Source organism: Streptomyces sp. NPDC055140, assembly GCF_053607285.1.
Window position 1 is genome coordinate 270,316 of sequence record NZ_JBSGTG010000006.1, and the last position, 23,643, is coordinate 293,958.

Sequence of the window (23,643 nt, forward strand, 5' to 3'; positions counted from 1 at the left end):
CCGCTCCTGGACGTACTTCTGCGCGGCCTCCGGCCCTCCCGCACGCCGGCCATGGCCGCCCCCGGCCGGCGTGCGGGAGGGGGCAACCTCTCGATCAGCGGGACCGCGTGGCGATGCGGAGGCGGAGAGCGGCCGTGGATCGGCCCCTGACGGCGGAGAGCCAGACCCCTGCGCCGTAGGCGAGGTCGTCAAGGCGGCGGGCGGCAGCGTAGCGCAGGGGGCCGAGTCCGCCGGCACTGTGGCTCCCGTACTCCAGGGCCACGTCGGCAACGGCCGCCACCGCGGCGGCGCGGCGGACCCGGCGGGAGATCAGGCATCCGACCGCGGTGGCGGGCCACCAGTGCCGGGTGAGCAGGGCTCCGCCCTGGGCAAGAACGTTGACGGCTCCACCCGTGGTCAGGCGGGCGGCCTCGCTCACGGGGTGCGCTGTGCCGTGGAGGGTGCGCGCGATGCGCAGAGTCGCGGTGGTCCACAGGGCCGTGGCCACCGGCAGGGACCAGCGGCGCTGTGCGGCGACCGCGACCAGCAGGGCTGCGCTCCACGGAGCGAGCACGGCCGTGGCGGTGTCCCGGGGGTGGCGGACGGCGAGGGGATGAGCGCCGGTGCCGTAGTCGATCTTGCGCCGGAACCATGCGACGAGCTGCGCTCGGTGCTCATGGTCGGCGTGCACGGCGGGTTCGTAGCGGATGCGCCGCCCGTTCTCGACCAGCCGCCAGCACAGATCGACGTCCTCCCCGACGCGCAGGGACTCGTCGAAGCCGCCTGCTGCCAGCAGCACGTCGACGCGCGCCACGATGCAGGCACTGGGCACCCACGAGACGGGACTGCCGGGACGCACCGACGCGGGATGCCTGCCCAGGTCGAGGGAGGAGCGGACGTGCTCGTACCGACTGATCCAGCTTCCGGAGGAGTCTGTGTTCATTGCTCCGATACGGGGGACCGCCATGGCGACGGACGGGTCGGCGAAGTGCCGCAGCAGTGCGGGCACGGTTTCACGCGGCAGCACGATGTCGGAGTCCACGAAGGCGACATGCGGGGTGGTCACCTGGCGCAGACCGGCGTTGCGCGCGGCGGCCGGGCCGACGTTGACCGGCAACTGCAGCAGCCGGGCACCGTGTTCGGCGGCCACGGTGGCTACCCGTTCCGGGGCCAGGGAGGCGTCGTCGACGACGATGACCGGGCTGCCGGACGGTAGGCAGGCGAGCAGTCGCGCCAGTTGCCTGCACCGGTCCCGCACCGGGATGACGTAGGTGCACGAGGACTCGCCTTCCGCCGTGACGGCGGGGTCGGACAGTGCGGTGAGGAGTGGATGGGCCATGCCGTTCGCCAGCAGTCGGTCCGCCAGAAGCGCACTCGCCGCGTCCCGCACCCGCAGGCTGCGGCCGGACAGCAGCGCTCTGGCCCGGGGAGTGAGTCGCAGCAGCCGGGTGGGCTGTCCGCCCAGCAGCGCCCGGCCGTCGTCGAGCACCCGGGTGCCGCGGTCGAGAGTGACGGTGAAGCCGTTGGGGAGGGTCATGTGGAGGCCGTTCTCAAGCGGAGGAGTTCGTGGCGGCACGGGTTTGCGTGACAGCGCGCGTTGCGGGCTGCCGTGCTGTCTCCGCCAAGTGGTGACGAGAAGGAGCGGCGGCGTCCGGCGATGCGGTGGGGCGGCGCGTCAGGGGCATGCGTCGGGGTCCGTCGGCGCTCTGTGGTTCGCAACCGTCCGCCGGGCCGCCGTCGGTGGCGCGGAGGGCTCGCCGAGCCGCCCGCGCGGATCCGGCCGCCATGCCTGAACGCGCCGGACGGCGGTGTCCACCAGACTGCGCAGCAGAACGCGGCCCTCCTGCGCGCTGGCCCCGTTGGGATCGCCGAGGACGCCGTTCGGCGCGACGGCCCGGACGCCACGCGCCGCCAACTCCGGCATGAGTTGAGCGATCGGGCGTGTGTCGCCGGCCGCGGCGGCATCGAGCCGCACGTCATCGGGGGCCAGGTGAAGCATGAGCGACGTCTCGGTGCGCCCGGCGTGGGCGTCTCCGCCGTGGACAGCGCAGCCGAGCCAGGCGGTGTCGTGCCCCTCGGCGCGCAGCTGTGCCACAGCCCCGTCGAGGGTGGCCACGTTGCCGCCGTGGCCGTTGACGAACACGCACCGTCCGGCCCAGAGCGACAGCGACCGCACCGTCTCGATCAGCACCATGCGCAGGGCGTCGTGGCCGATGGACACGGTGCCGGGAAAGTGGGCGTGCTCACCGCTCGCGCCGAAGGCGAGCGCGGGTGCGAGGAGCGCCCGCGCATCGGGACACCCCTCCGCGTGGTCCCTGTCCGCCAGCCGCTGGACGGCCTCACGCGCCACCGCGGTGGCCACGACGGTGTCGGTGTCCAGCGGGAGGTGCGGACCGTGCTGCTCGGTCGCCCCGACCGGGACGAGTACCAGCGGCCGGCCGGTGATCCCCGGCCACACGGCCCGCCCCAACTCGGTTGCGCCGCCGGCGCGCTGGGGTGTCACGTCAGCCGGTCGCACCGAGGGTGCGGGTGAATCCCTCGGGGATGACCAGGTCGTCGGGGCAGAGCTCGTGGACCGAGGACCGCCCCAGTCCCAGGACGGCGGCATCGAGCCCGCCACGCAGCAGGTCCAGCACGTTCTCCACACCGGCCTGGCCGTTGGCACCGAGGCCCCACAGATAGGCGCGGCCGATCAGGACGGCCCGAGCGCCAAGTGCCAGCGCCTTGGCCACGTCGCCGCCGCGGCGGACGCCGCCGTCGAGGAGGACTTCGATGTCACTGCCGACGGCCTCCGCGATGGAGGGCAGGACCCGGATGGTCGCGGGGGTGGTGTCAAGGTTGTTGCCGCCGTGGTTGGAGACCGAGATGGCGGAGACGCCGGCGTCCACGGCACGTTTGGCGTCATCGACGCGGGTGACGCCCTTGAGGAGGAACGGGCCACCCCACTCCTCACGCATCCACTTGACGTCGTCCCAGGTGGGCGGAGGGGTCTGCATCCACTCGTAGTAGGCGGCGAAGAACGTGGGGGCCTTGCCACCGGGCGGTTGGAGGTTGGGGGCCGTCAGGTCAGGTATCCGGCCGGATTTGGCGAAGGACCACAGCCAGCGCGGGCGCGTGATCACGTTGGGCGCGAGCTTCATCGCCGTCCTGAAGGTGATCGCCTCTGGGATCTCGGGGCTGCCCCAATCACGGCCGACGGAGAAGGACCAGTCGAGAGTGGCGATCAGTGCCTTAGCACCGGCGGCGCGGGCCCGTTCCATGCGTTGGGCCATTCCCTCGCGGGTGCCGGTCCAGTACATCTGGTAGAAGGTGTTCGGGTTGGCTGCGGTGACCTCCTCCACCGGCTTGGAGGCGAAGGAGCTCAGCCCCATGATCACGCCGCGGTTCGCCGCCGCGCGGGCCACGGCCACCTCACCGTCGGGGTGGACTGCCTGGACGCCGGTCGGGGAAATCACCACCGGCATCGACGTCTCCACGCCCAGGACACTGGTCGCCAGATCGCGCTCGGCGTGGTGGCCCACGACTCGGGGTGCGAAGCCCAGGTCGGCGAAGGCCCCCAGATTGTCGTCAATGGTCCGGCCCCGTTCCGAGCCGGCCACGAGAGCGTCGTAGACGGTGCTCGGAAGGTGCTTCTTGGCACGGCGCTGGGCCTCAGCGACCGTCTCGAACCAGGGGTTCCTGCCCATACGGCGGCTCTCCATCGGAAGGACTGTGACAAGGACGGGATGTGCTGAACAACAAGCTCTGATTCCACGGCCACCGTGGTCGCCGAGTCACATGAGCCTCAGCCCGGCGAGCGGGTCCTCGGCGCAGGCGCTGACAGGCGGTCGGTCCAGGTCCGGGCGGCGCTTCAGCACCACGTCGACCGGTCCTTGGCGTCGCGCTGGGGCGGTGCGACGGGAGTGGTCACCCGAAGGCTTGGGGAGGTGGCCGCGCCCCTCGGGACGCTGCGCCAGCAACTGCTCCCCATAGCCCTGGACGCACTCGGGGTCGGGGCCGTCCAACGGCAGACCGGTGAAGAACTTGGCGGCCATGCAACCGCCCTTGCACGTGTCGTAGAAGGAGCAGGAGGCACACGCCCCGCCGCTCTGCGGCTCACGCAGCCCCAGGAACAGCTCGGACTCGCGCCACACGCGGGCGAAGCCACCCTCCTGGCGCACGTTGCCGGCAAGGAAGTCGTCATGAATCGCGAAGGGGCAGGCATAGACGTCGCCGACCGGGTCGATCAGGCAGACCACCCGCCCGGCCCCGCACAGGTTCAGTCCTGGCAGGGCCTTGCCGTAGGCGGACAGGTGAAAGAACGAGTCACCGGTCAGAACCTGGTCACCGTGGGCCACCAGCCAGTCGTACAGCTCGCGCTGCTGGGCCGGGGTGGGGTGCAGCTCGTCCCACACATCCGCGCCGCGCCCGGAGGGGCGCAGCCGGGTGAGCCGCAGCTGCGCTCCGTAGCGATCGGCGATGACCTTGAACTCGTCCAGCTGCGGGATGTTGTGGCGGGTACAGACCACGGACAGCTTGAAGTTCTTCATCCCGGCGTCGGCGAGGTTGCCCATGGCGCGCAGCGCGGTGTCGTACGAACCCTCCCCGCGCACCGCGTCGTTGACGTCGGGAGTGGCGCCGTCAAGGGAGATCTGGACGTCCACGTAGTCGTTGGCGGCCAGGCGGCCGGCGACCTCGGGGGTGATGCGCACTCCGTTGGTGGAGAACTTGACACCGACGTGGTGGGCGGTGGCGTAGTCGAGGAGCTCGAAGAAGTCGGCGCGCACGGTGGGTTCGCCGCCACCGATGTTGACGTAGAAGACCTGCATGGCCTCCAGCTCATCGATGACGGCCTTGGCCTCGGCGGTGGTCAGCTCGCGCGGGTCGCGCCGCCCCGAGCTGGACAGGCAGTGCGCGCAGGTCAGGTTGCAGGCGTAGGTGAGCTCCCAGGTCAGGCAGATGGGGGCGTCCAAGCCGTACTCGAAGAGGTCGACCAGGCGGCCCCCGGTCGCCGGCCGCAGTGCCTGGGCCACTGTTGGTCGGGACACCTGCGCCGCTGTCGGCCGGGTCGCTTGGGGGGTCATGAGGCGCTCCTTTCGACAACCATCGATGAGCGGACGAGGTCGGCCAACGCCCTTCCGAAGCGGGGCAGTTCGCCGTCCGTGACCTCGGCTGCCGAGCAGGCGGCCCGCGCGGTGGGCACCGTGGCCAGTGCCTGGATGGTGGCGAGCAGACGAGGGTCCTTGAGGAAGGTGAGCTTGCGCGTACCGAAGTGGTAGAGCAGTGCACCGAAGGGCTCCGGCCGCACCGAGACCTGCGGGTGCAGGTCCCAGGCGCGGTCCAGGTCGAACGGGGAATCGATCGGAATCATGGGGCGTCCCGGCGGTCTAGTAGACGCCGCACATGCCGTCGATCGAGACCTCCTCGATCAGCGCGTCGGCCTCGATGAGGTGGTCGACGGGACCCTCGGGCGCGTTCTCTTCGGCGGGGACGGTGTCGAACTCGTTCATGCGGTCCTCCCGGGCTGGACTCCAGCAGACTCGTACCAGAGCGGATTGTGTGCGGAAGCGGATCGGAGGGGCAGGCACCGGCCAGATCGGCGGGCTTGAACTGGCGTTTCTCACAGTCCCGTTCACGCGGTGGGCTGAGTGGCCTGCGCCTCACCGATAGCCAGGAGACTAACGGCACACGGTGCCAAAAGGAAGGCGTCGGCATGCACCTACGACCCGCGCCGCCGGCTCGTACACCGTGTCGCTCCTCTGACGTGCATCATTTCCTCAGGGCCCAACTCAAAATCCGAGCACCGGGACCCCCTCGCTCGGAGGGCGGAGTGGGGCTTGCGCCCACGCCGAGACTCGGCTTTGATCCCTGAGCCATGACAGAGATCCGACTGCGCATATGTGCAAGGACTCCCCGGTGAGTTCGGTGCCCACGCGAACCGATGTGCTCGTGGTCGGCGCCGGCGCCGCCGGAGCGGTACTCGCTGCCCGCTTGAGCGAGGACCCCGACCGCACCATCATGCTGCTGGAGGCGGGGCCCTCCCCCGCGACCGAGGAGGAATTCGGCCCCCACCTGCTCGACGCACGGCTGATCCCCGGCGCCCGCCCTGATCATCCCGGCACCTGCACCTTCCCTGTCCACCTCACTCCCGACCGTCCATGGACGGTGCCTCGCGGCCGTGTGCTCGGCGGATCCACCACCGTCAACGGCGGGTACTTCGTGCGCGCCCGCCGCCAGGACTTCGACCGCTGGTCCGCCGCGGGCAACCCCGCCTGGGCCTACGAACGTGTCCTGCCCTTCCTGTCCGCCCTGGAGAACGACCTCGACCTCGGCGCCGGGCCCGTGCACGGCGACCGCGGCCCCGTGCAAGTGCGGCGCGCAGGGACAGACCACCCCGCAGCAGCAGCCTTCCGAGACGCAGCACGGATCCACGGGTACCCGGCGGAGCCGGACAAGAACGACCTCGACGCGGCGCCCGGCTTCGGGCCCGTACCGTCCAACTCCGTGGACGGCGTACGCCGCAACACCGCCCTCAACTACCTTCCGCCGGAGGTCCGCAGCCGCCCCAACCTCAGCGTGCGTGGCGGGAGTACGGTGGTCCGGGTGGCCGTGGAACGCGGCCGGGCCGTCGGAGCAGTTCTCGCCGACGGCGAAGTCGTCCGAGCGGGCGAGGTCGTGCTGAGTGCCGGAGCCATAGGCTCCGCCCATTTGCTGTTGCTGTCGGGCATCGGTCCACGCGCCGACCTGGAGCGGCTGGGTATCCCCGTGCTTCGTGACGCGCCCGCTGTCGGTGCGCATCTGAGTGACCATCCCCAGGTGATTCTCAACTGGAATTTGCAGCACGACCCACCCACCCCGGAGAAGACATGGCTCGGTGGGTGCCTGCATCTGGCTTCAGGTGTCGGCGAGTTCGGCGCGCCGGGCGGTCCCGGTGACCTGGAGATACTCCAATCCCTCGTCCCGATGAGCGGGTTGACCAGCGGCCGGACCGCTGTGCCGGGGGAACCACTGCCGTTCATGGTCGCTGCACAGGCTCCGGGCCGGACCGGTCGGCTACGCCTGGTCCACGCCGCCCCTTCCGAGGCGCCACGCATCGACTACGGGTTTCTCAGCACACCGGAAGACTGGCAGCGGCTACGCGAAGGTGTGCGCGCCACGGCGGCACTACTTGCCTCACCTCCCATGGCGGACCTCACCGCCGGGCACCTCGGCCCTGCCCCCGACGTTCTCGCAGCAGACGACGCGCTCGACCAGTGGATCGCCGGCAACCTGGGCACCGCGCAACATACCTGTGGCACCGTACCGATGGGCCCCGCCGACGAACCCCTTCATGCCGCTGTCGACCAGCACGGACGCCTCCACGGCGTTCCCGCGCTGCGCGTCGCCGACACCTCGATCCTTCCGGATGCGCCCCTGCGCGGTCCCGCAGCAACGGCCGTACTGGTGGGCGAGGTCATCGCGGACGCCATGCGCCACGATGTGCACTGACGGTCCCCCTCTGCCCCCGCCAACAGACGGCGAGCACACCGTGCAGCAGAGCGACCGCAGGCGAGCGCCGGATCAGCCTTGGAGAGGCGTCACCGATTCCCATCCGCCGGCCAGTTGGCGGAACGTGGCATCGATCAGCGCCGCAAGCGGTCGCCGATCGTCGGCAAGCCAGTGCTCGTAAGCGGCGATGGCAGCGGACAGCGACGCATACCCGACGAGTCGCGGCAACAGATCGGACTGCGGCAGTCCGGTGCGCGCCGCAACGAACTCGGTCACGATGGCGCGCCACGCGTTGTACCGCAGCGTGGCGTCCGCCTGGAGCGTCGGTACGGTGAGGATGAGCTGCATCCGCTGCCGGTGCCACGGCACTTCCTCGGGGTCGAACCGGTTGAACGCGACGACCGCCTCACGCAGCGCGTCAGCGAGCGGGACGTCGGGGGCAGTGTCTTCGAGCAGCTTGCGCAGGCCCGCCAGCTGGTTCTCGAAGTCGCCCCAGACCAGGTCGTTCTTCGAGCCGTAGTAACGGAAGAAGGTACGGCGCCCGATGCCGGCAGCGCCGGCGATGTCGTCCACCGTCGTGCTGTCGAAGCCCTGGGACGCGAACAGCTCGAAGCCGATCCGTTCCAGGTCGCTGCGCGAGGTGGCGCGGGGCCGCCCGATTCTGCCAGGTGTGTCCGCCGGCGTGCTGGTGACCTGCTCCACAGGCTCCCCCTCCCCAGGCGGGGCTCCGGTTTCGGCCCAGGGCATCACCTTATACGTGTGCTGCCGTTGCCAAGCGGCTGCTCCCGGTCGGTACCTGTTGGCCATCTCAAGGCGACGTGGGCGGTACATGGACGGAGGCCGATCTGTTTCATTGTGAGGCCGGTACACCACACGCGAAGCACGAGTACTCCCTGTGTGCGAACAGATCGCACCAGGCAAGATGCCGCCGGATCCGTGCTCCTGCCGCTCCCCAGTGGTCGCACCGTGCGGGGCGCGGCGGCCGGACCTCCTGCGGCCTTGCCGCTCACGCCGCCGCTGGTACCGGCAACCGGCGTGCGTCTCTGCGCGACGAAACTGACGTCGCCTACCCGCTCGCCGGGGTCGGCGCGGGCAGGACTTGTTCGGCCCAGATGGTCTTCCCGGAACGGTGACTGTAGCGGCAGCCCCAGCGGCTGGTGAGTTGGGCAACCAGAAACAGTCCCCGGCCCCCCTCGTCGGTGGTCTGCGCACGGCGCATCCGCGGCTGGGTGTTGCTGGGGTCGGAGACCTCGCACAGCAGCACGGTGGCGTCGCGCAGCAACCGCAGCCCGATGGGGCCGCCGGCGTAGCGCAACGCATTGGTGACCAGTTCACTGACCGTCAGCTCGGTGGTGAAGGCCAGCTCGTCCAGGCCCCAGGCGGTGAGCTGACCGGCAGCCGCCTCTCGGGCGGTGGCGACCGCGGCGGCTTCGGCGGCGAAGGTCCATTCGGCCACGGCATCGGGTGGCAAGGGCTTGGGGCGGGCCAGGAGCAGCACCTCGTCGTCGCGGGGTGTCAGGTCGTCGGTGTCGGCCAGCAGGGCAGAGCCGATGTCGGCCAGGGAGCGGCCGGCCAGCTCCGCAAGGCGGGCGGCCAGCTGGTCCGGGTCGCGGCGGCCGTGGTGCAGCAGCCCGTCACTGTAAAGGGCGAGGACAGAGCCGGGCTCCAGGGTGATGGTGGTGGTCTCGAAGGGCAGGCCGCCCACTCCCAGCGGCGGGCCGGGGGTCAGGGCGGCGGGTGCGGCGGTACCGTCCGAATGGACCACGATGAGCGGCGGGCTGCCGGCACTGGCCAGGGTGCAGCTGCTGCTGACCGGGTCGTAGACGGCGTACAGACACACGCCGCCCACGGTGTCCCGATGAACGGGATCGCTCTCGGCTGCCAGCTTGACGACCAGGTCGTCGAGGTGAGTGAGCAGCTCCGCGGGGTCCAGCTCCAGATCGGCCAGGGTCTGCACGGCGGTGCGCAACCGACCCATGGTGGCCGACGCCTTCAGGCCGTGGCCGATGACGTCGCCGACGACGAGTGCGGTGCGCAGTGAGGGCAGGGGCAGGACGTCGAACCAGTCGCCGCCGATCTCGGCGCCGCCGCCGGCCGGCCTGTAGAACCCGACGCTCTGCACCGCGGTGGTGTCCGTGGTGGCGCGGGGCAGCAGTTGTTGCTGAAGGGTGATGGCGGCGCGGTGTTCGCGAGTGTAGCGGCGGGCGTTGTCCACGCTCAGCGCCGCCCGAGAGGCGATCTCGGCAAGCAGGTCCATGTCCTGCCGGTCGAAGGGCTCGGGCCGCTCGGTTCGCCAGACCGTGACTCCGCCCAGTACAAATCCGCGCGCCCACAGGGGCGCACCTATCAGGGTATGCCCGTGTTCTGGGACGTACAGCTCGGCTGTCTGAGGATCCCCCAACGCACGGCTCAGCTGCTCACGGTCGGCGATGATGGTCTTGCCGCGCTGCCAACTGCGGAGGTTGGGCATATCCGGATAGCGGGGAATCGCCTCGCCGGGCTGAATGAGCGCGGTCGGCCAAGGGACCCCGGCGGCGGTCTTCACCGCGGCCCGGCGCAGGTGCAGTTCTCCTCCGCCGAGGATCTTGGAGGGCTCGTCCCCCTCGAGCACTGCCTCGGCAAGATCCACCCAAGCCACGTCCCCGAGGGCCGGGACGAGGACGTCCAGGAGTGCCTGGGCAGTGCCTTGGACATCGAGGCCGGCACCGATGCGGACCGAGGCGTGGTAGAGCAACTCCAGGTCTCTGCGCGCCCGTTGCTGTTCGGTGGCACCGGTGCAGATCGCGGCCACCCCGGCCGGACGCCCCTGGGCATCCTCGAGTCGAAGCGCGGACAGCGAGAAGGCCCGCTGCCGCCCGGGATCGCGCGGCGAGTACATCTGCTGGTCGTGTCCGACCAGCGGCACGCCCGTGTCGAGCACCCGGCGCAGTGCCGCCTCGGCGTTCTGCGGGAACGTCACCTTCGTCGGCGGGCTGCCAGGGGGCGGAGCCGGGCCGCCGAACATCTCGGGTGTGAGGTTCGTCCGTACGACATTCAGGTCCGCATCGTAGATGCCGATCCCTATCCGGTCCTGGGTGATCAGCGCACGCAGCAAGGCGGTGCTCTGATCCCAGTCGGTCACACAGCGGGCGGGGGCGGCCAGGATGAGGAACGAGGAACCCAGGGGCAGCGCCCGGAAAGCCACATCGATCGTCTGTCCGCAGCAGTGCCGCAGCGCGGCCCGCCCCGCCGCCGGCGTCCCGGCCTCCACGAAAGCGGACCAGCACGGCTTCCCGTGGGCATCGGTGAGCAGGTCCCCCACCGGCCGGCCGCACACTTCTGCCGCCGGCCGCCCCAGCAGTTCGGCGGCCGGGTGGGACCACTGCTGTACCACGCCCTCCTCGTCGAGCACGGCCGCCGCGATCTCGTCGAACGAGAACAGCTGGGGGCTCATACGATCGGCAGGCGTGAACATCTCACTCCTTGTCCTTCGCCCTCACTTTTTGTCAGACATCGCGATACACACCCAACAAGGATATGTCCCATTATGGGCATTCTGGGCCTCGCGGCATCTGAGCCAGGAGCGTCCTGCGGGACCGACACCATGCGCCTGGAAAGAATCGAGCGGGGCAGGGAGCGCAATCCGCTCCCTGATGACGACGCGCTCACTGTTGCAGGGCATTCCGTTTCCACACGCTCCGGCTTCGCACTGACTCTCGGCGAACGGTGGAGGGCAAGCTCAGCCTCTGCGAGTCTTGATCTCCTCGGTGAGCTGGGGAACGACCTGGAACAGGTCACCCATGACGCCGTAGTCGCACAGGTCGAAGATCGGCGCCTCGGAGTCGGTGTTGACGGCGACGATCGTCTTGGAGGTCTGCATGCCCGCCCGGTGCTGGATCGCGCCGGAGATGCCGTTGGCGATGTACAGCTGCGGCGAGACGGACTTCCCGGTCTGGCCGACCTGGTGCGAGTGCGGGTACCAGCCCGCATCTACCGCGGCACGCGATGCGCCCACGGCAGCGCCGAGGGAATCGGCCAGCGTCTCGATCAGGGAAAAATTCTCCGCGGCGCCCACGCCACGCCCGCCGGCGACCACAATGGCGGCCTCGGCCAGCTCCGGGCGACCAGTGGACTCGCGGGTGGTGCGTGAGACGACCTTGGTGCCGCGTGCTCGGTCCCCGAAGGCAACCTCGAGCGTCTCGACGGAGCCGGCAGCGGGAGCCTCCTCCACCGGCGCGGAGTTGGCCTTGACGGTGATGACCGAGATGCCGCGGGTGATGCGTGACCTTGTGGTGAACGCTGCCGCGAAGACCGACTGGGTGGCTACCGGGCCCTGCTCCCCCGCCTCGACGTCGACCGCGTCGGTGATGATGCCTGAGCCGAGCCGCAGCGCGAGCCGGGCTGCGATCTCCTTGCCCTCACCGGATGACGACAGGAGTACCGCGGCCGGCTGAATCGCCCTGGCCGCCGCCTCCAGGGCGTCCACTTCGGGTACGACGAGGTAGTCAGCGAACTCTGGTGCGTCTGCGGCCAGGACACGGAGTGCTCCGTGCTGGGCCAGCACTGGGGCGGCCTCCTCGACTCCGGAGCCGAGGTGGACCGCTACGGGCTCGCCGATCCGACGGGCCAGCGTGAGCAGTTCGAGTGTCTGCTTGCGAACGGATCCGTCGACGTGATCGACGAGAACAAGGACTTCAGACATGATATGGGCTCCTGCGGAGTCGGGGCGGCATGGGTGATGCGTGCGGCCATGGTCTGGGAGGGACGTCACTGTGGCCGGGCCGCGTCCTAGATGAACTTCTGCTCCGCCAGAAAGGCCGCCAGTTGCCGACCGCCCGCCCCGTCGTCCTCGACGATCGTGCCCGCGGTACGCGCAGGGCGTGCCGCGGCCTCGTCGACCGCGGTCCAGGCGCCGTCGAGACCAACTTCCTTCTCGTCGAGTTCCAGGTCCGACAGGTCCAGGGACTTCAACGGCTTCTTCTTCGCCGCCATGATCCCCTTGAACGAGGGGTAGCGGGCCTCGCCCGACTGGTCAGTGACCGAGATCAGAGCCGGCAGGGACGCTTCCAGCTCCTGGCTCGCGGCATCCCCGTCCCGTCGGCCGGTCACCTTGCCTTCTGCAACGGCGACCTGGGACAGAAGCGTGACCTGCGGGACGCCCAGGCGCTCCGCGAGCAGCGCGGGGACGACACCGGCCGAGCCGTCGGTGGACGCCATCCCGCACACGATCAAGTCGAACCCCGTGTACTCAATCGCCTTGGCGAGCACCAGCGAGGTGCCGACGACGTCGGTGCCGTGCAGCCCGTCGTCCACGACGTGCACCGCCTTGTCAGCGCCCATGGCAAGCGCCTTGCGCAGTGCCTCCTTGGCATCGTCCGGTCCCATGGTCAGCGCCGTCACCTCAGCGTCACCGACAGCCTCGGCGATCTGGAGCGCCTGTTCAACGGCGTACTCGTCGAGTTCGGACATCAGTCCGTCCACCGCGTCGCGGTCGGTGGTCAGATCCTCGGCGAAGTGCCGGTCTCCGGTCGCATCGGGCACGTACTTCACTGTGGCCACGATTCTCAATGTCACGTCGTGCTCCTCTCGCGGATGGGAGAAAACCCCTCATCTCATGGGATGTACCCGAGCTGCGGTCCCGTCCTGGGCTCAGCTGTGTGGGATTGCCTGCACGTACGAGGCCTCAGCGGAAGCGTGCGGCGCTCTCCGCGGTACCGTCGCTCGCCAGCTTGTGGGCACCGTTGCTTCGCAGATGACTCGCCGATCTGGTCCTGCACAGAACTCAAGTCGCGCATCTCCGTGGGAGGGCAGTCACCACGGAGATGCGCGACTTGAGACCTACGTCAAGCGAGCCGTTGAGCGGCGCCCTGCGCTGTCCGGAGCCCTTGGGCCCGGCAACATTACGTACGACTGCACCGGGCCCCACCTCGCCCCTGGGAAGACTGGGGCAAGCTCAGCGGGAGCTCTTGATGAGGTCGATGATCTGCGCGGTGGTACCCGTTTCACCCAGCTTCGGAAAGACGCGCGCGACCGTGTTGGTGTGCGCCGCGGGGTCGAGGTCGGTGATCGCGTCGGTTGCCAGGGTCACGTTGTATCCGAGCGCGTACGCCGTTCGAGCGGTGGACTCAACTCCGATGCTCGTTGCGATTCCGGCCAGGACGACTTGAGTCACCTTCTGCGACTGCAGATAGTCGTGCAAGTCGGTGGCTGGGAATGCGTCCCACGTCCGCTTGGTCACGCGGTGGTCGCCGGCCTCGGCCTTCAGCTGCGGAACGAGATCTGCCCAGTTCGGCGCGGGAGCCTTGTTGGACTTGGGCAGCTCATTGCGACCCGGGGCGCCACCTGCGACGTTGATCAGCACTACCGGCAGCTCGGCCGACCGGAAGACGGTGGCCAGCTCAGCGGCGCGGTCAACAATCTCCCCGGCGGGATGCACAGTCGGCAGCCCCACGGTGCCTTCCTGGAGGTCAACAACGAGAAGCGCGGTACGCGCGTCGACGGTGGTCAAAGACATGTCATAACCCTTCGTAGTTTGGTTACGGTTGCGCTGATGCCCGTTCGGTCCGAGCGAGAGCGCCGGGCCTCGTCGCCTCGCTGCCGGCCGCGGCGGCGGAGTCGACGTCGAGCCGTTGAAAAATCGCAGGAGCGGAAGTCCAGGACTTCGGGCAGTCTGTGGCCAGTTGGCCGCTCACTGTGCTGACGCGGCGGCGAGCATTCTGTCGCGCTCATGCAGCTTGACCCGTCCTCGGCCGAGTGGCTGCCCTTCCATCTCCTCTGCAGCATCAATGCGCTGCCACGCAGACCAATCCACGACAGCGACACGGCGTGCCCTCAGGAGGAGGACGGGGTCCTCGTAAGCCTGGCGAAGAGGCTTCGCAGCCCGCGCCAGGTCTTCCGCGATCGTGGCGACCGTCGCGGCGGCGTCCTGTTTGTTCGTGCCGATGACGCCGCTCGGCCCACGCTTGATCCAGCCCACGACGTACACGCCGGCGAGCTGTTCGGTACGGGCCACGACCCGTCCCTCGGTGTGTGGGATGGTGCCGGTGGCCTGGGAGAAGGGGAGGCCCGGCACGGCCGAACCCCGGTAGCCCACCGAGCGGACGAAGAACTGCGCGGGGAGCAATTCTTCGGCCTCCGCGTGATCTGGTCCTCGGTGAGCCACCTTCAGGCCGCCGGCGGAGTTCTCGCCAACGAACGCGACCGGGGTGCGGGAGAAGGCGAAGCGCACGGTCCGGCGGTGCGTCCGCGTAGCGGTGTTGGAGGCGTACCTGCGCAACGTGGCCAGCATCCGTCGGGTGAGCGGATGCTGCTCCGCGCCTGCTTGGTCGTCCGTCAGGTCGTCAGGATCGACCAGGACGTTCGTGTCGGACAACCCGCTGAGTTCGCCGAGTTCCTTGTTGCTGAACTTGGCGTGCGCCGGGCCTCGGCGGCCCAGGATGACGATCTCGCGGACCGTGCTTGCCGCCAGTACGTCGATGACGTGCTGGGGCACATCGGTGTGGCGCAGCTCGTCGGGTGTCCGGCAGAGCATCCGGGCCACGTCCAGGGCCACATTGCCCAGGCCGATGACCACGGCGGTCTCGGCTGTCAGCGCGAACCGGTCCACGGCGGTGTCGGGGTGTCCGCTGTACCAGGCGACGAAGTCCGTCGCCGAGCAGACTCCCGGCAGGTCCTCACCCGGGATGGACAGACGGCGGTCCGCACTCGCCCCGCAGGCGACCACGACAGCGTCGTAGTGCTCTCGCAGTTCGTCGAGCGTGATGTCCGTTCCCACGTGCACATTGCCGAGGAATCGAACGCGCGGATCGGTGAAGATCTCCGCGAGCGAGCCGACGATCGACTTGATTCGCTGGTGATCCGGGGCGACGCCATAGCGCACGAGCCCGAACGGCACGGGAAGCTTCTCGTAGACGTCCACGACGACGTCGAAGCCGACCTGTTCGGTCAGTTCCTGGGCCACGTATGCGCCTGAGGGTCCGGAACCGACGATGGCCACGCGAACGAGAGTTCGGCTCATCAGTCGCCGTCCTGGGCCGCGGTCCGGGCGACTATGTCCGCGTCGTGGGTCGAGGCGCCGAACTTCTTCGCGCCCTTGGGTGAGCCGATCTGGTCGAAGAACGACGCGTTCGCCGTGAGGAATTCGCGATTGTCGTCGCCCATCTCCTCCGAGTACCAAATCGCGGACACGGGGCACGCGTCCTCGCAGGCGCCGCACTCGATGCACTCGGTGGGGTGGATGTACATCATCCGTCCGCCCTCGTAGATGCAGTCGACCGGACACACCGCGACGCAGCTCTTGTCCTTCACGTCGACACAAGGTGACGTCACGACGTACGTCATCGGGTCTCCTTCCGTTGGGTTGATCAGGCCGTGCGTGTTCGCGCGGCGGGACGCCGGCCTGATCCGGCGTTTTGTTCTCATTCCTGCGTCGTCGCGTGCTGCTCAGTCAGCTGCTGCCCGACCGGCCGACCTGCAGCTGGTCAGGAGCCCCAGCCCGGCGGCCAGCCCGACCGCAACCGCGCAGCCCGCCCAGGCGAGGCCTTCAAGGTGCCAGCCGATCGCCCGGTCCACGGACAAGGCGCCCGGGCCGACAGCCGCCAGCGCCGCCGCCATGAGCCCGACGAGGCTCACGTACTCCCATCCGCCCTTGAAGACGAAGAAGCCCTTGCCGCGGTGGTCGGTGAAGCCCGCCACCAGCATCAGGCCGACAAAGCCGGCGCCGGCAGCGGGGAACAGGAAGCCGACCGCCATGAGCAGGCCGGCTCCGATCTCGAAGGTGGCCGCAAGACGGGCGTGCAACCACGCCGGGCGCAGCCCCACGGACTCGAACCATCGGGCGGTTCCCGCGAGTCCACCTGGGCCGAACACCTTGTTGGTTCCGTGGAGGAGCAACATCACGCCAAGACCGGCGCGCATCACCAGCAGGCCCAGGTCCGCAGCATGCATCGGGAGGTTCCTCTCTGCGCGTTCACTCGGCGTCCGGGCGGCACACCGTGCTCATCGGAAGGTCAACGGCAGTTCGTGCCAGCCGTTCCGCAGCAGCTGACGGATCTCACGGGGCTTGCCGGCCTTTTCGATCCCCGAGAAGCGGGAGAGCAGTGCCTTGTAGAACAGGCGGGTCTCGAGCCGGGCCAGGTGGGCGGCGATGCACAGGTGCGGGCCGTAGCCGAACGACAGATGGGCGGCTGCATTCGACCGCCGTATGTCGTAGGTCCAGGGGTTCTCGAACACCTCCGGGTCGCGGTTCCCGGCGTCGAACAGCAGGTACACCCGCTGGCCTTCCTTGATGGTGACGCCGCGCACCTCGGTGTCGTGCATCACAGTGCGCAGGAAGCCGCGGGCCGGTGTCGTCCAGCGCAGCGACTCCTCGATCGCGCCGTCCAGCAGCTGGGGGTCGGCACGCAACTGCCCGAGTTGTTCGGGATGTTCGGCGAGCGCCAGGGCCATACCGGCCAGCAGCGAGCGCGTTGTGTCACTACCGCCGGCGAGGAAAAGGCTGCAGTAGATGAGCAGAGTGCTCTCAGTGAGCGGCTGGCCGTCCAGCTTCGCAGCGAGCAGGGACGAGATCAGGTCCTCGCCGGGTTGGGCCCGCTTGACCTCGAACTGAGCCCGGAAGAATTCGTTCATCTCCTGGAACTGACGTACAGCGTTGCGTATGTTGTCCGCTCCGTGGATGAGCTTGAGGGACTCGAGTGCGTCGCTCCACCCCCGGATCTCTTCGTCGTGGCCGGCCGGCAGCCCAATGAAGTGCTCGGCGACCTTGATCGGCAGGGTCGCTGCGACGGTCTCGACGAAGTCGAACGGCTTGCCCGGGACAATGCCGCCGACGGTCGCGTCGACCTGCTTCTGCACGTGGTCCCGCATGGAGGCGAGCGCCCGGGGCGCGAAACTGCGGGAGGCAACGCTGCGCAGCTGGCCGTGGCGAGGCGGGTCGGCGTAGGCGAACTGCTCTCCGGGGCCGTACAGGGTGGCGTACGCCTCGGTCTCCTCAGGCTTCAGCCGGAGTTGATGCAGGTGCAACCCGCGGCTTGAGCTGAAGGTCTCGGGGGTCCGGGCGGCCTCCCGGATGTCTTCGTGCTTCGACAGGACGAAGAGGTCGAGCGGCTCGTAGTAGAACACCGGGTGTTCGGCATGAAGCCGCGCATAGACCTCCTGCCGGTCCTCGAAATAGAAGTCCGGGTTTTCGATCTGAACGTCGTCGCTGGTCAGTGTCGTCATCTGCTTACTCGCCGATCTCTCGAAGGCGCTGATTGTTCGGGGCGAGTCCCACAGGGACCGTGGTGCATCAGGACTTCCAGGACGCTCTGGGGCCGAGCAACTGCCCGCCGTCGACGACGAGCTGTGTGCCGGTGATGTAGCTGGAGTCGTCGGATGCCAGGAACAGTGCCGCCGCGGCGATTTCGTCCGGTCGGCCGATACGCGGGATCGTCATCCGTCCGAACCAGGAGTCCTTGTCCAATGCGGCGAAGTCGGGCCCCGTGTTCATCGGTGTCTCGACCCCACCCGGGTGCAGGGAGTTGACCCGAATGCCGTGCTCCCCCACCTCGCGGGCTGCCGCCCGCGCATACGCGGCATTGCCGGCCTTGCTGACCGCATAAGGGATGAATCCCGGTCCCACGGACATCGAGGCGATGGATGACATGATCACCACCGATCCGCCTCCGGCTTCGATCATCCCCGGCAGACACGCCTGGGTGCCGAGGATCGGGCCGAGCACGTTGATGCCGACGGCCACGCCCAGCGAATCCGCGTCGGTGGAAGCGACAGTGCCCTGCGTCATGACACCGGCGTTATGGATCAACGCCGTCGGCCAGTGCCCGAATTCCTCCCGGCACAGCGAGACAGCGCTGTCCCAGTCGTTCCTCTCACGGACGTCCACGTGGAGGTACCGGGCCGACTCCCCTAGTTCGGCGGCCAGTTCGGCCCCCTCGGTGTCCAGGATGTCCGCGATCAGGACGCGCGCGCCGGCGTCGACGAAGCAGCGCGCCATGGCCGCACCGATGCCACGAGCACCGCCCGTGATGATGGCAGCTCGACCGAGAAGTCGGCCCGAGTCGCTCCCTCTACTCATGAAGTCCACTCGCCTCAGTGTGGGAAACCTACCGATCACCACTCCATCGGAAGAACCTTGCTCATCCGCGGAGTGTTCATTTTTGCATACATTAAAGCTATGGTGGCTTCAGATCAACGTCAAGTGGTCCTGCCGCACTCCAGGGGCAGAACTCCACATTGGCCGGCTCTGAACGTCTCACTCGGTGCTATGTATGCAGAAGTACGTTCACAAGAGAGGTGTCTCGTGCGGGACAACCGAACCAAGATGCGGATGTCATCGGGCCGACCGGCCCTGGGTGTGTCGCTCACCATCCCCGACGCCTTCGTCGCGGAAGCCATCGGCGCGGGCGACTTCGACTTCGTCCTGATCGACATGGAGCACGCCCCCATCTCGATCGACGCGCTCCAGACCATGCTCGTCGCACTTCGGGCTTCTGCGTCGACGGTGCTCGTCCGCCCCAGCGCCAACGACACTGCGCTGATAGGCCAGATACTCGATCTGGGCGCCGAGGGGGTGGTCGTACCAGGCGTACATGACGCCGAACAGTGCACCGCGGCCGTCAGCGCTACGCACTACCCCCCGACCGGGACGCGCGGCTTCGGACCGCGCCGAGCGGCCCGCCTCGACGGCGGTCGCTCGGAGTACATAGCGCGAGCCGACAAGGAGATTGCCGCGTTCGTCATGATCGAGCACGCGAAGGCTGTCTCCCACATCGACGCCATCCTGGATACGCCCGGGCTCGACGGGATCATGGTTGGACCCGCCGATCTCGCCGTGTCGATGGGACACCTGCACGATCTCAACCACCCGGCGGTCAAGGCCGCCATCGACAAAGTGGCGGCGGCGTGTGAACGGCACTCGGTCCCGTTCGGCATCTTCGCCCCGGCCGAGGCATCGGCCCGCATGTGGACGCGGCGGGGCGCCCGGTTTGTCGCGGTCGGCGCCGACACCCAGTTCATCGACCAGGGCGTCGCGCGCACCAAGTCACTGATCGGGGAACTGAGTCCGACCGACTGAGTCCGACCGATGCAGCCGGACGCAGCTTCCAGGCGGCCGGCAGGACCGCGCAGATCTGCCCCCGGGGGGGGCGAGAGCGGCCCGCAGCCCACACTTGTCATGTGGGCCGCGGGCCGCTCTCGCGGTATGACAGGCCCTCAGGAAACCGCGGCCGGAGCAGGCAAGGGCAGGCCGAACACAACTGCGCGTGCGTTCGCGGTGCCCGCGAGTGCTGATGTCTCCCCGAACTCGGAGAAGATGACGGTCTGCGGCTCGTAGACGGCCCCGTCGAGGGTCAGCTGACCGTCAATGATCCACAGCAGCTGCGTCCGCTCAGCAGTCAGATCCAGGACCCCGTCGGCCACATCCCACCGGTAGTTGGCGACGTACACGTCGTCCTCGGTGAAGCGGCCGAGCGTCTTGGCCGAGACGCCGTGGCCCTGCGATCGCCAGACGAATCCCTCCGGCTCCATGATCACCGGTTGCGGGTAGCGAGGTGTGGGATAGACGAGCTTCCGCTGGTTGAAGGTCTCCCAGACCGCGTTGCGACCGTCGGCGCGATGTTCCGTGCCTTCCGCGTCGACGGTGATGTAGTAGCCGTCCCGGAACTCGCCGCGCTTCTGCATCTCGGTGTAGGTCTCGTCGTGCTGAGCCCGGGTAACCCAGTTCTCGCCCCACTGGATCAGCAGAAGCTCAGCTTCCTCGATCGTCTCCGGCCCGTACGCGGCGCCGGCCGGGAAGAACACCGACTGCCCCTCGGATGACACCTGGTAGTGGCCGAAGTCGGGCGTACCGCTGACGGTGTACCGGATCTGGTCGAAGTTGTGCTTGTGCCGCGGGGCACTGAACGTGCCGTGCCCGCCCTCGTAGCGCACGAGGTCCGCGGTGTACCCGAACCCCGGCGACACCTCTCCCTCATGCACGAGCTTGCGGTGTACGCGGCCTGGCCGGTTGGACTTGCTGACGAGGCTCCACGGAATCTTCGCCGTCTCGATCACATGCATATCGACTCCCATCGGTGCCGACGCGCCGTCGGTTGCGCGCCAGTTGCTTACATACGAGGAGCGTGCGCGGACTGCCGAAAGCCGTGCGCGGCGGTGGCGAACGCAGGTGGAGGGCACATCGGCCGAGAGGGTCGCTGACGAGGTGTCAGCGCCCCTCGGTCAGGACGGTGCCGTCATGCGGCATCCGTCGGTTCGCGGTCCAGGATGATCGCCTTGGGCTCCAGATAGGGCATGAGGCCTTCACGGCCGCCCTCGCGGCCGATGCCTGACTGCTTGAAGCCGCCGAAGGAGAAGGCATGGGAGTTGCGGTGCGCGTTGTGGCCCACGGTGCCCGAACGGATGCGCCGGGCGACCTGCCAGGCGCGGTTGTCGTCATTGGTGAACACCGCGCTGTTCAGACCGTACGGGCTGTCGTTGGCGACACGGATCTGGTCCGCCTCGTTCTCCGCCGGGATGACGCTCAGGACGGGGCCGAACGCCTCGGTGCAAGCAAGGGAGGAGTGGTTGTCCACATTGCCGAAGAGGGTCGGCTCGATGAACCAGCCCTTGTCGAGCCCGGCCGGCCGGTGACCGCCCGCCGCCAGCTGGGCGCCCTCCTCGACCCCCTGCCCGATGAGCCGCTCGATGGTGTCCCGCTGCCTCTGTGCGGCCACGGGTCCCATGTCGCTGGCGGAGTCGAACTGATCACCGACCTTGACCTTGGCGAACTCGGCGCTGAGCGCCTCGACAAGGTCGTCGTGCCGGTGCCTGCTGACGATGACCCGGGTCAGGGCGGAGCACACCTGGCCGGTCAGCTCCATGGTCGAGTCCGCGAGGGAGGCGGCTGCCTTTTCCACGTCATAGTCGTCCAGGACCAGTGCAGCCGACTTACCGCCGAGCTCCAGGTTGACCCGGGCGACGCGGTCGGCGCACAGCGCGGCGATCCGCTTGCCGGCCGCGGTCGAGCCGGTGAAGCTCACCTTGTCGACACCCGGGTTGGTCACCAGCGCCTCGGATGCGGGCCGATGTGCCGTCACCACGTTGACGACCCCGGCAGGCAGTCCGACCTCCTCGGCGATCTCGGCCAGGAGGTAGCCGGCCGAGGGCGACTCGGGCGAGGACTTCAGTACGACCGAGCAGCCCGCGATGAGCGCCGGAGCGAGCTTGAACGACAGCGCGACGATCGCGGCGTTCCACGGCACGATCGCCCCGACGACGCCAACCGGCTCACGCGCGAGCCAGCCGTAGCCACCCCCCGCCGGGGTGTGCCGCTCGACCCATTCGAAGTCGTCGGCCAGGCTCGCGTAGAAGTCGTAGATGCCCGAAATTCGGGCCGAACGGACCTCGGCGTCGCCGTGGAGAATGCCCATCTCCGACGCCCAGGTGTACGCGACCTCGTCCTGTCGCTTGCGCAGCCCTTCGGCGATGGCGCGGATGTACTCGGCTCGCTCGGCCGGGGTCATGAAGGGCCAGGGGCCCTCATCGAACGCGTGCCGGGCCGCGGCCACGGCACGGCTGACGTCGTCGGGCTTGGCCTCTGCGACCTGAAGGTAGACCTCCTCGGTGGCCGGCTGAATGACGTCGATGAGATCGCTGGTCGACGGCTTCACCCACTGGCCGCCGATGTAGAAGCGGTCAGGGTGCTTGATGGGAGCGGCTGCAAACTTCGGTGCGGTCACTGCGGTCTTCTCCAGAGTGTTGAAGCTGGAAAGAAATGGGGTCCCCGTCCCGGGTCATGGCAGGGGTCAGGGGACATCGGGCCCTGCCCCGGCGTCGAGCACCAGGTCGATCAGCAGGGGACGGTCGTGGGTGCGGATGGCGTGCACCACGGCCTCGCGGTCGTCCTCGGTTGTCAAGGTGACGCCGGAACCACCGAGCGGCTTCGCCGCGGCGGCGGGATCAGGCGATGTCTGCGCGATGTGTGTTCATTTTCGCATACAAAAGTATCGCTCGGTTGCCCCGGGCGCTGTCAACAGGTTGGGGCCACGAGCAGCTCGAGCACCACTACTGTTGTAGGTAGGGAATGACGTCTACCCACGGAGTTCGACCGCCAGGAGGGCGATACAGCCGCTCTGGTCCAGCACAACAGGGCGCACCCGGGCAGTACAGGGGTCTGTCCGGGCCGATGCCTAATACCCCCTACCTAAGGCGGGGGTATACTCGCGGGCGCAGGCGGAGCAAAAGGTCCACACCACAGCGAGCCGCGCCCCAGCCCCCGTGTGAAGGGATCCCATTTCATGGCCCGGAAGGTCGCGAACTACGGCAACGCTCCCCGGCTCGATGCCCGCGTGATCAGCGCTTTGACGGAGCTCGGGTTCTCGCAGTACGAGGCGCGCACCTACGCAGGCCTGATCGGGCGCGAGCCGCTGACCGGTTATGGCGTCTCCAAGGAGACGAACGTCCCGCAGCCCAAGGTCTACGAGACGCTGACCCGACTCGTGGAACGCGGCGCGGTGGTACAAGTCAGCGATTCCCCCGCGAAGTTCATCGCCGTACCGCCGTCGCGCGTACTCAACGAGTTGGAGTCCACGTTCCGCCAGCGGCTGGCCACGGTGGAACTGGAGATCTCCCGACTGCGGCCGGCCAAGGCCGACGTACAGGCACTGCGGCCGTTCCAGGAGGCGACGTCCTGGGTGGACATCGCGAGCACGGCCCGGCAGCTCATCGCCGGGGCCACCGAGCGGGTGTACGTCTCCGGCCACAGCTCCCACCTGGAGGCGCTCACCGATGCCATTGCCGACGCCGACCGGCGCGGCGTCCGCGCCACGGTGCTGTGCTTCGGCGAGCCGCCCTTGACCCTGAAGAACGGCACGGTGATCAGGCACAGCAGCACCGACGGCACGGTGTACCGACATCACCAGGCGCGGCACCTCGCACTCACCTGCGACGTGGGCGCCTCGCTGTGGGCCCTGGCCCCCGAAGGCGACGCCTGGGAGGCCATCCTGTCTCCCGACGACACGTTGCTCGCCGCGCTGGTGAAGGGCTTCATCCGGCACGACGTCTTCATGCAGCGCACATACCGCGACTTCGGCGAGGAGATGCGCGCCCGCTACGGCAGTGGACTCGAGGGGCTGTTCGACTCGGTGGCGAACGCGTCCGGCAGCGGGGGCACTGGGGAATCGCTGCCCGGCTCAGAGCCGGACGAGGACGGCTTGCGTTCACTGGCCTGAGTCGACGGCCGCACCC

The 23,643-nt window shown here is 68.7% G+C and carries 21 protein-coding genes; 3 read left to right on the forward strand and 18 right to left on the reverse strand.

The genetic code is table 11. From position 1 onward, the window contains the following. Nucleotides 1–94: 94 nt before the first annotated feature. The 6 genes from mftF to mftA form a co-directional block, all read right to left on the reverse strand. Complete coding sequence (mftF, locus tag ACWFR4_RS15020) at nucleotides 95–1,516, reverse strand: mycofactocin biosynthesis glycosyltransferase MftF (protein ID WP_453468008.1); 1,422 nt, start codon at nucleotides 1,514–1,516, stop codon at nucleotides 95–97. A gap of 138 nt (nucleotides 1,517–1,654) precedes the next feature. Next, the gene (gene mftE / locus ACWFR4_RS15025; RefSeq protein WP_453468006.1) at nucleotides 1,655–2,482 is read right to left on the reverse strand and encodes a mycofactocin biosynthesis peptidyl-dipeptidase MftE; all 828 of its coding nucleotides are present in this window, start codon (nucleotides 2,480–2,482) and stop codon (nucleotides 1,655–1,657) included. A gap of 1 nt (nucleotide 2,483) precedes the next feature. Continuing rightward, nucleotides 2,484–3,665 carry a pre-mycofactocin synthase MftD gene (gene mftD / locus ACWFR4_RS15030; protein ID WP_453468004.1) on the reverse strand — a complete coding sequence of 394 codons (1,182 nt, stop codon included), beginning with the start codon at nucleotides 3,663–3,665 and terminating at the stop codon, nucleotides 2,484–2,486. A gap of 87 nt (nucleotides 3,666–3,752) precedes the next feature. Further along, nucleotides 3,753–5,042, reverse strand: coding sequence for a mycofactocin radical SAM maturase (mftC, locus tag ACWFR4_RS15035; RefSeq protein WP_453468002.1), 1,290 nt, complete (start codon nucleotides 5,040–5,042; stop codon nucleotides 3,753–3,755). Then, nucleotides 5,039–5,329, reverse strand: coding sequence for a mycofactocin biosynthesis chaperone MftB (gene mftB / locus ACWFR4_RS15040; RefSeq protein WP_382708265.1), 291 nt, complete (start codon nucleotides 5,327–5,329; stop codon nucleotides 5,039–5,041). The genes mftC and mftB overlap by 4 nt, the downstream gene beginning before the upstream one ends. 16 nt (nucleotides 5,330–5,345) lie before the next feature. Beyond that, nucleotides 5,346–5,468: a mycofactocin precursor MftA gene (gene mftA, locus ACWFR4_RS15045; RefSeq protein WP_382708268.1), complete on the reverse strand. Its 123-nt coding sequence runs from the start codon at nucleotides 5,466–5,468 to the stop codon at nucleotides 5,346–5,348. A 415-nt stretch (nucleotides 5,469–5,883) separates the two neighbouring features. Between mftA and mftG the strand changes: the two genes are divergently transcribed. Next, nucleotides 5,884–7,446, forward strand: coding sequence for a mycofactocin dehydrogenase MftG (gene mftG / locus ACWFR4_RS15050; RefSeq protein ID WP_453652768.1), 1,563 nt, complete (start codon nucleotides 5,884–5,886; stop codon nucleotides 7,444–7,446). Nucleotides 7,447–7,518: 72 nt separating this feature from the next. Here mftG and mftR read toward each other — a convergent pair whose 3' ends face one another. The 10 genes from mftR to ACWFR4_RS15100 form a co-directional block, all read right to left on the reverse strand. Further along, the gene (mftR, locus tag ACWFR4_RS15055; protein WP_453467999.1) at nucleotides 7,519–8,148 is read right to left on the reverse strand and encodes a mycofactocin system transcriptional regulator; all 630 of its coding nucleotides are present in this window, start codon (nucleotides 8,146–8,148) and stop codon (nucleotides 7,519–7,521) included. 364 nt (nucleotides 8,149–8,512) lie between these two features. Continuing rightward, nucleotides 8,513–10,900, reverse strand: a complete 2,388-nt coding sequence (locus ACWFR4_RS15060) for a SpoIIE family protein phosphatase (protein WP_453652770.1) — start codon at nucleotides 10,898–10,900, stop codon at nucleotides 8,513–8,515. Between the two features lie 264 nt (nucleotides 10,901–11,164). Then, nucleotides 11,165–12,127, reverse strand: coding sequence for an electron transfer flavoprotein subunit alpha/FixB family protein (locus tag ACWFR4_RS15065; protein WP_453652772.1), 963 nt, complete (start codon nucleotides 12,125–12,127; stop codon nucleotides 11,165–11,167). Nucleotides 12,128–12,213: 86 nt separating this feature from the next. Further along, the gene (locus ACWFR4_RS15070) at nucleotides 12,214–12,999 is read right to left on the reverse strand and encodes an electron transfer flavoprotein subunit beta/FixA family protein (protein ID WP_382708279.1); all 786 of its coding nucleotides are present in this window, start codon (nucleotides 12,997–12,999) and stop codon (nucleotides 12,214–12,216) included. Between the two features lie 379 nt (nucleotides 13,000–13,378). After that, nucleotides 13,379–13,939 carry a cysteine hydrolase family protein gene (locus ACWFR4_RS15075; protein WP_382708281.1) on the reverse strand — a complete coding sequence of 187 codons (561 nt, stop codon included), beginning with the start codon at nucleotides 13,937–13,939 and terminating at the stop codon, nucleotides 13,379–13,381. 174 nt (nucleotides 13,940–14,113) lie between these two features. Beyond that, a complete protein-coding gene (locus tag ACWFR4_RS15080; protein ID WP_453468776.1) occupies nucleotides 14,114–15,442 on the reverse strand; it encodes an FAD-dependent oxidoreductase in 1,329 nt (442 codons plus the stop codon). Next, nucleotides 15,442–15,765 carry a ferredoxin gene (gene fdxA / locus ACWFR4_RS15085; protein ID WP_382708284.1) on the reverse strand — a complete coding sequence of 108 codons (324 nt, stop codon included), beginning with the start codon at nucleotides 15,763–15,765 and terminating at the stop codon, nucleotides 15,442–15,444. Before fdxA ends, ACWFR4_RS15080 begins: the two co-directional genes overlap by 1 nt. A gap of 102 nt (nucleotides 15,766–15,867) precedes the next feature. Next, the gene (locus ACWFR4_RS15090; RefSeq protein WP_453652775.1) at nucleotides 15,868–16,371 is read right to left on the reverse strand and encodes a DoxX family protein; all 504 of its coding nucleotides are present in this window, start codon (nucleotides 16,369–16,371) and stop codon (nucleotides 15,868–15,870) included. Nucleotides 16,372–16,422: 51 nt separating this feature from the next. Further along, nucleotides 16,423–17,643, reverse strand: coding sequence for a cytochrome P450 (locus tag ACWFR4_RS15095; RefSeq protein ID WP_453652777.1), 1,221 nt, complete (start codon nucleotides 17,641–17,643; stop codon nucleotides 16,423–16,425). 67 nt (nucleotides 17,644–17,710) lie between these two features. After that, nucleotides 17,711–18,496 carry an SDR family NAD(P)-dependent oxidoreductase gene (locus tag ACWFR4_RS15100; RefSeq protein ID WP_382708293.1) on the reverse strand — a complete coding sequence of 262 codons (786 nt, stop codon included), beginning with the start codon at nucleotides 18,494–18,496 and terminating at the stop codon, nucleotides 17,711–17,713. A gap of 225 nt (nucleotides 18,497–18,721) precedes the next feature. On the opposite strand from ACWFR4_RS15100, the gene ACWFR4_RS15105 reads away from it, so the two are divergent. Beyond that, nucleotides 18,722–19,495 carry an HpcH/HpaI aldolase family protein gene (locus ACWFR4_RS15105; RefSeq protein WP_382708296.1) on the forward strand — a complete coding sequence of 258 codons (774 nt, stop codon included), beginning with the start codon at nucleotides 18,722–18,724 and terminating at the stop codon, nucleotides 19,493–19,495. A gap of 137 nt (nucleotides 19,496–19,632) precedes the next feature. Here the strand turns inward: ACWFR4_RS15105 and ACWFR4_RS15110 are convergent, their stop codons facing one another. Then, nucleotides 19,633–20,478: a cupin domain-containing protein gene (locus ACWFR4_RS15110; RefSeq protein ID WP_382708299.1), complete on the reverse strand. Its 846-nt coding sequence runs from the start codon at nucleotides 20,476–20,478 to the stop codon at nucleotides 19,633–19,635. Nucleotides 20,479–20,651: 173 nt separating this feature from the next. Beyond that, on the reverse strand, nucleotides 20,652–22,136 hold the full coding sequence (locus tag ACWFR4_RS15115) for an aldehyde dehydrogenase (protein WP_453652779.1): 1,485 nt from the start codon (nucleotides 22,134–22,136) through the stop codon (nucleotides 20,652–20,654). A gap of 558 nt (nucleotides 22,137–22,694) precedes the next feature. Here ACWFR4_RS15115 and ACWFR4_RS15120 point away from each other — a divergent pair. Continuing rightward, nucleotides 22,695–23,627, forward strand: coding sequence for a TrmB family transcriptional regulator (locus ACWFR4_RS15120; RefSeq protein WP_453466269.1), 933 nt, complete (start codon nucleotides 22,695–22,697; stop codon nucleotides 23,625–23,627). Nucleotides 23,628–23,643 lie beyond the last annotated feature (16 nt).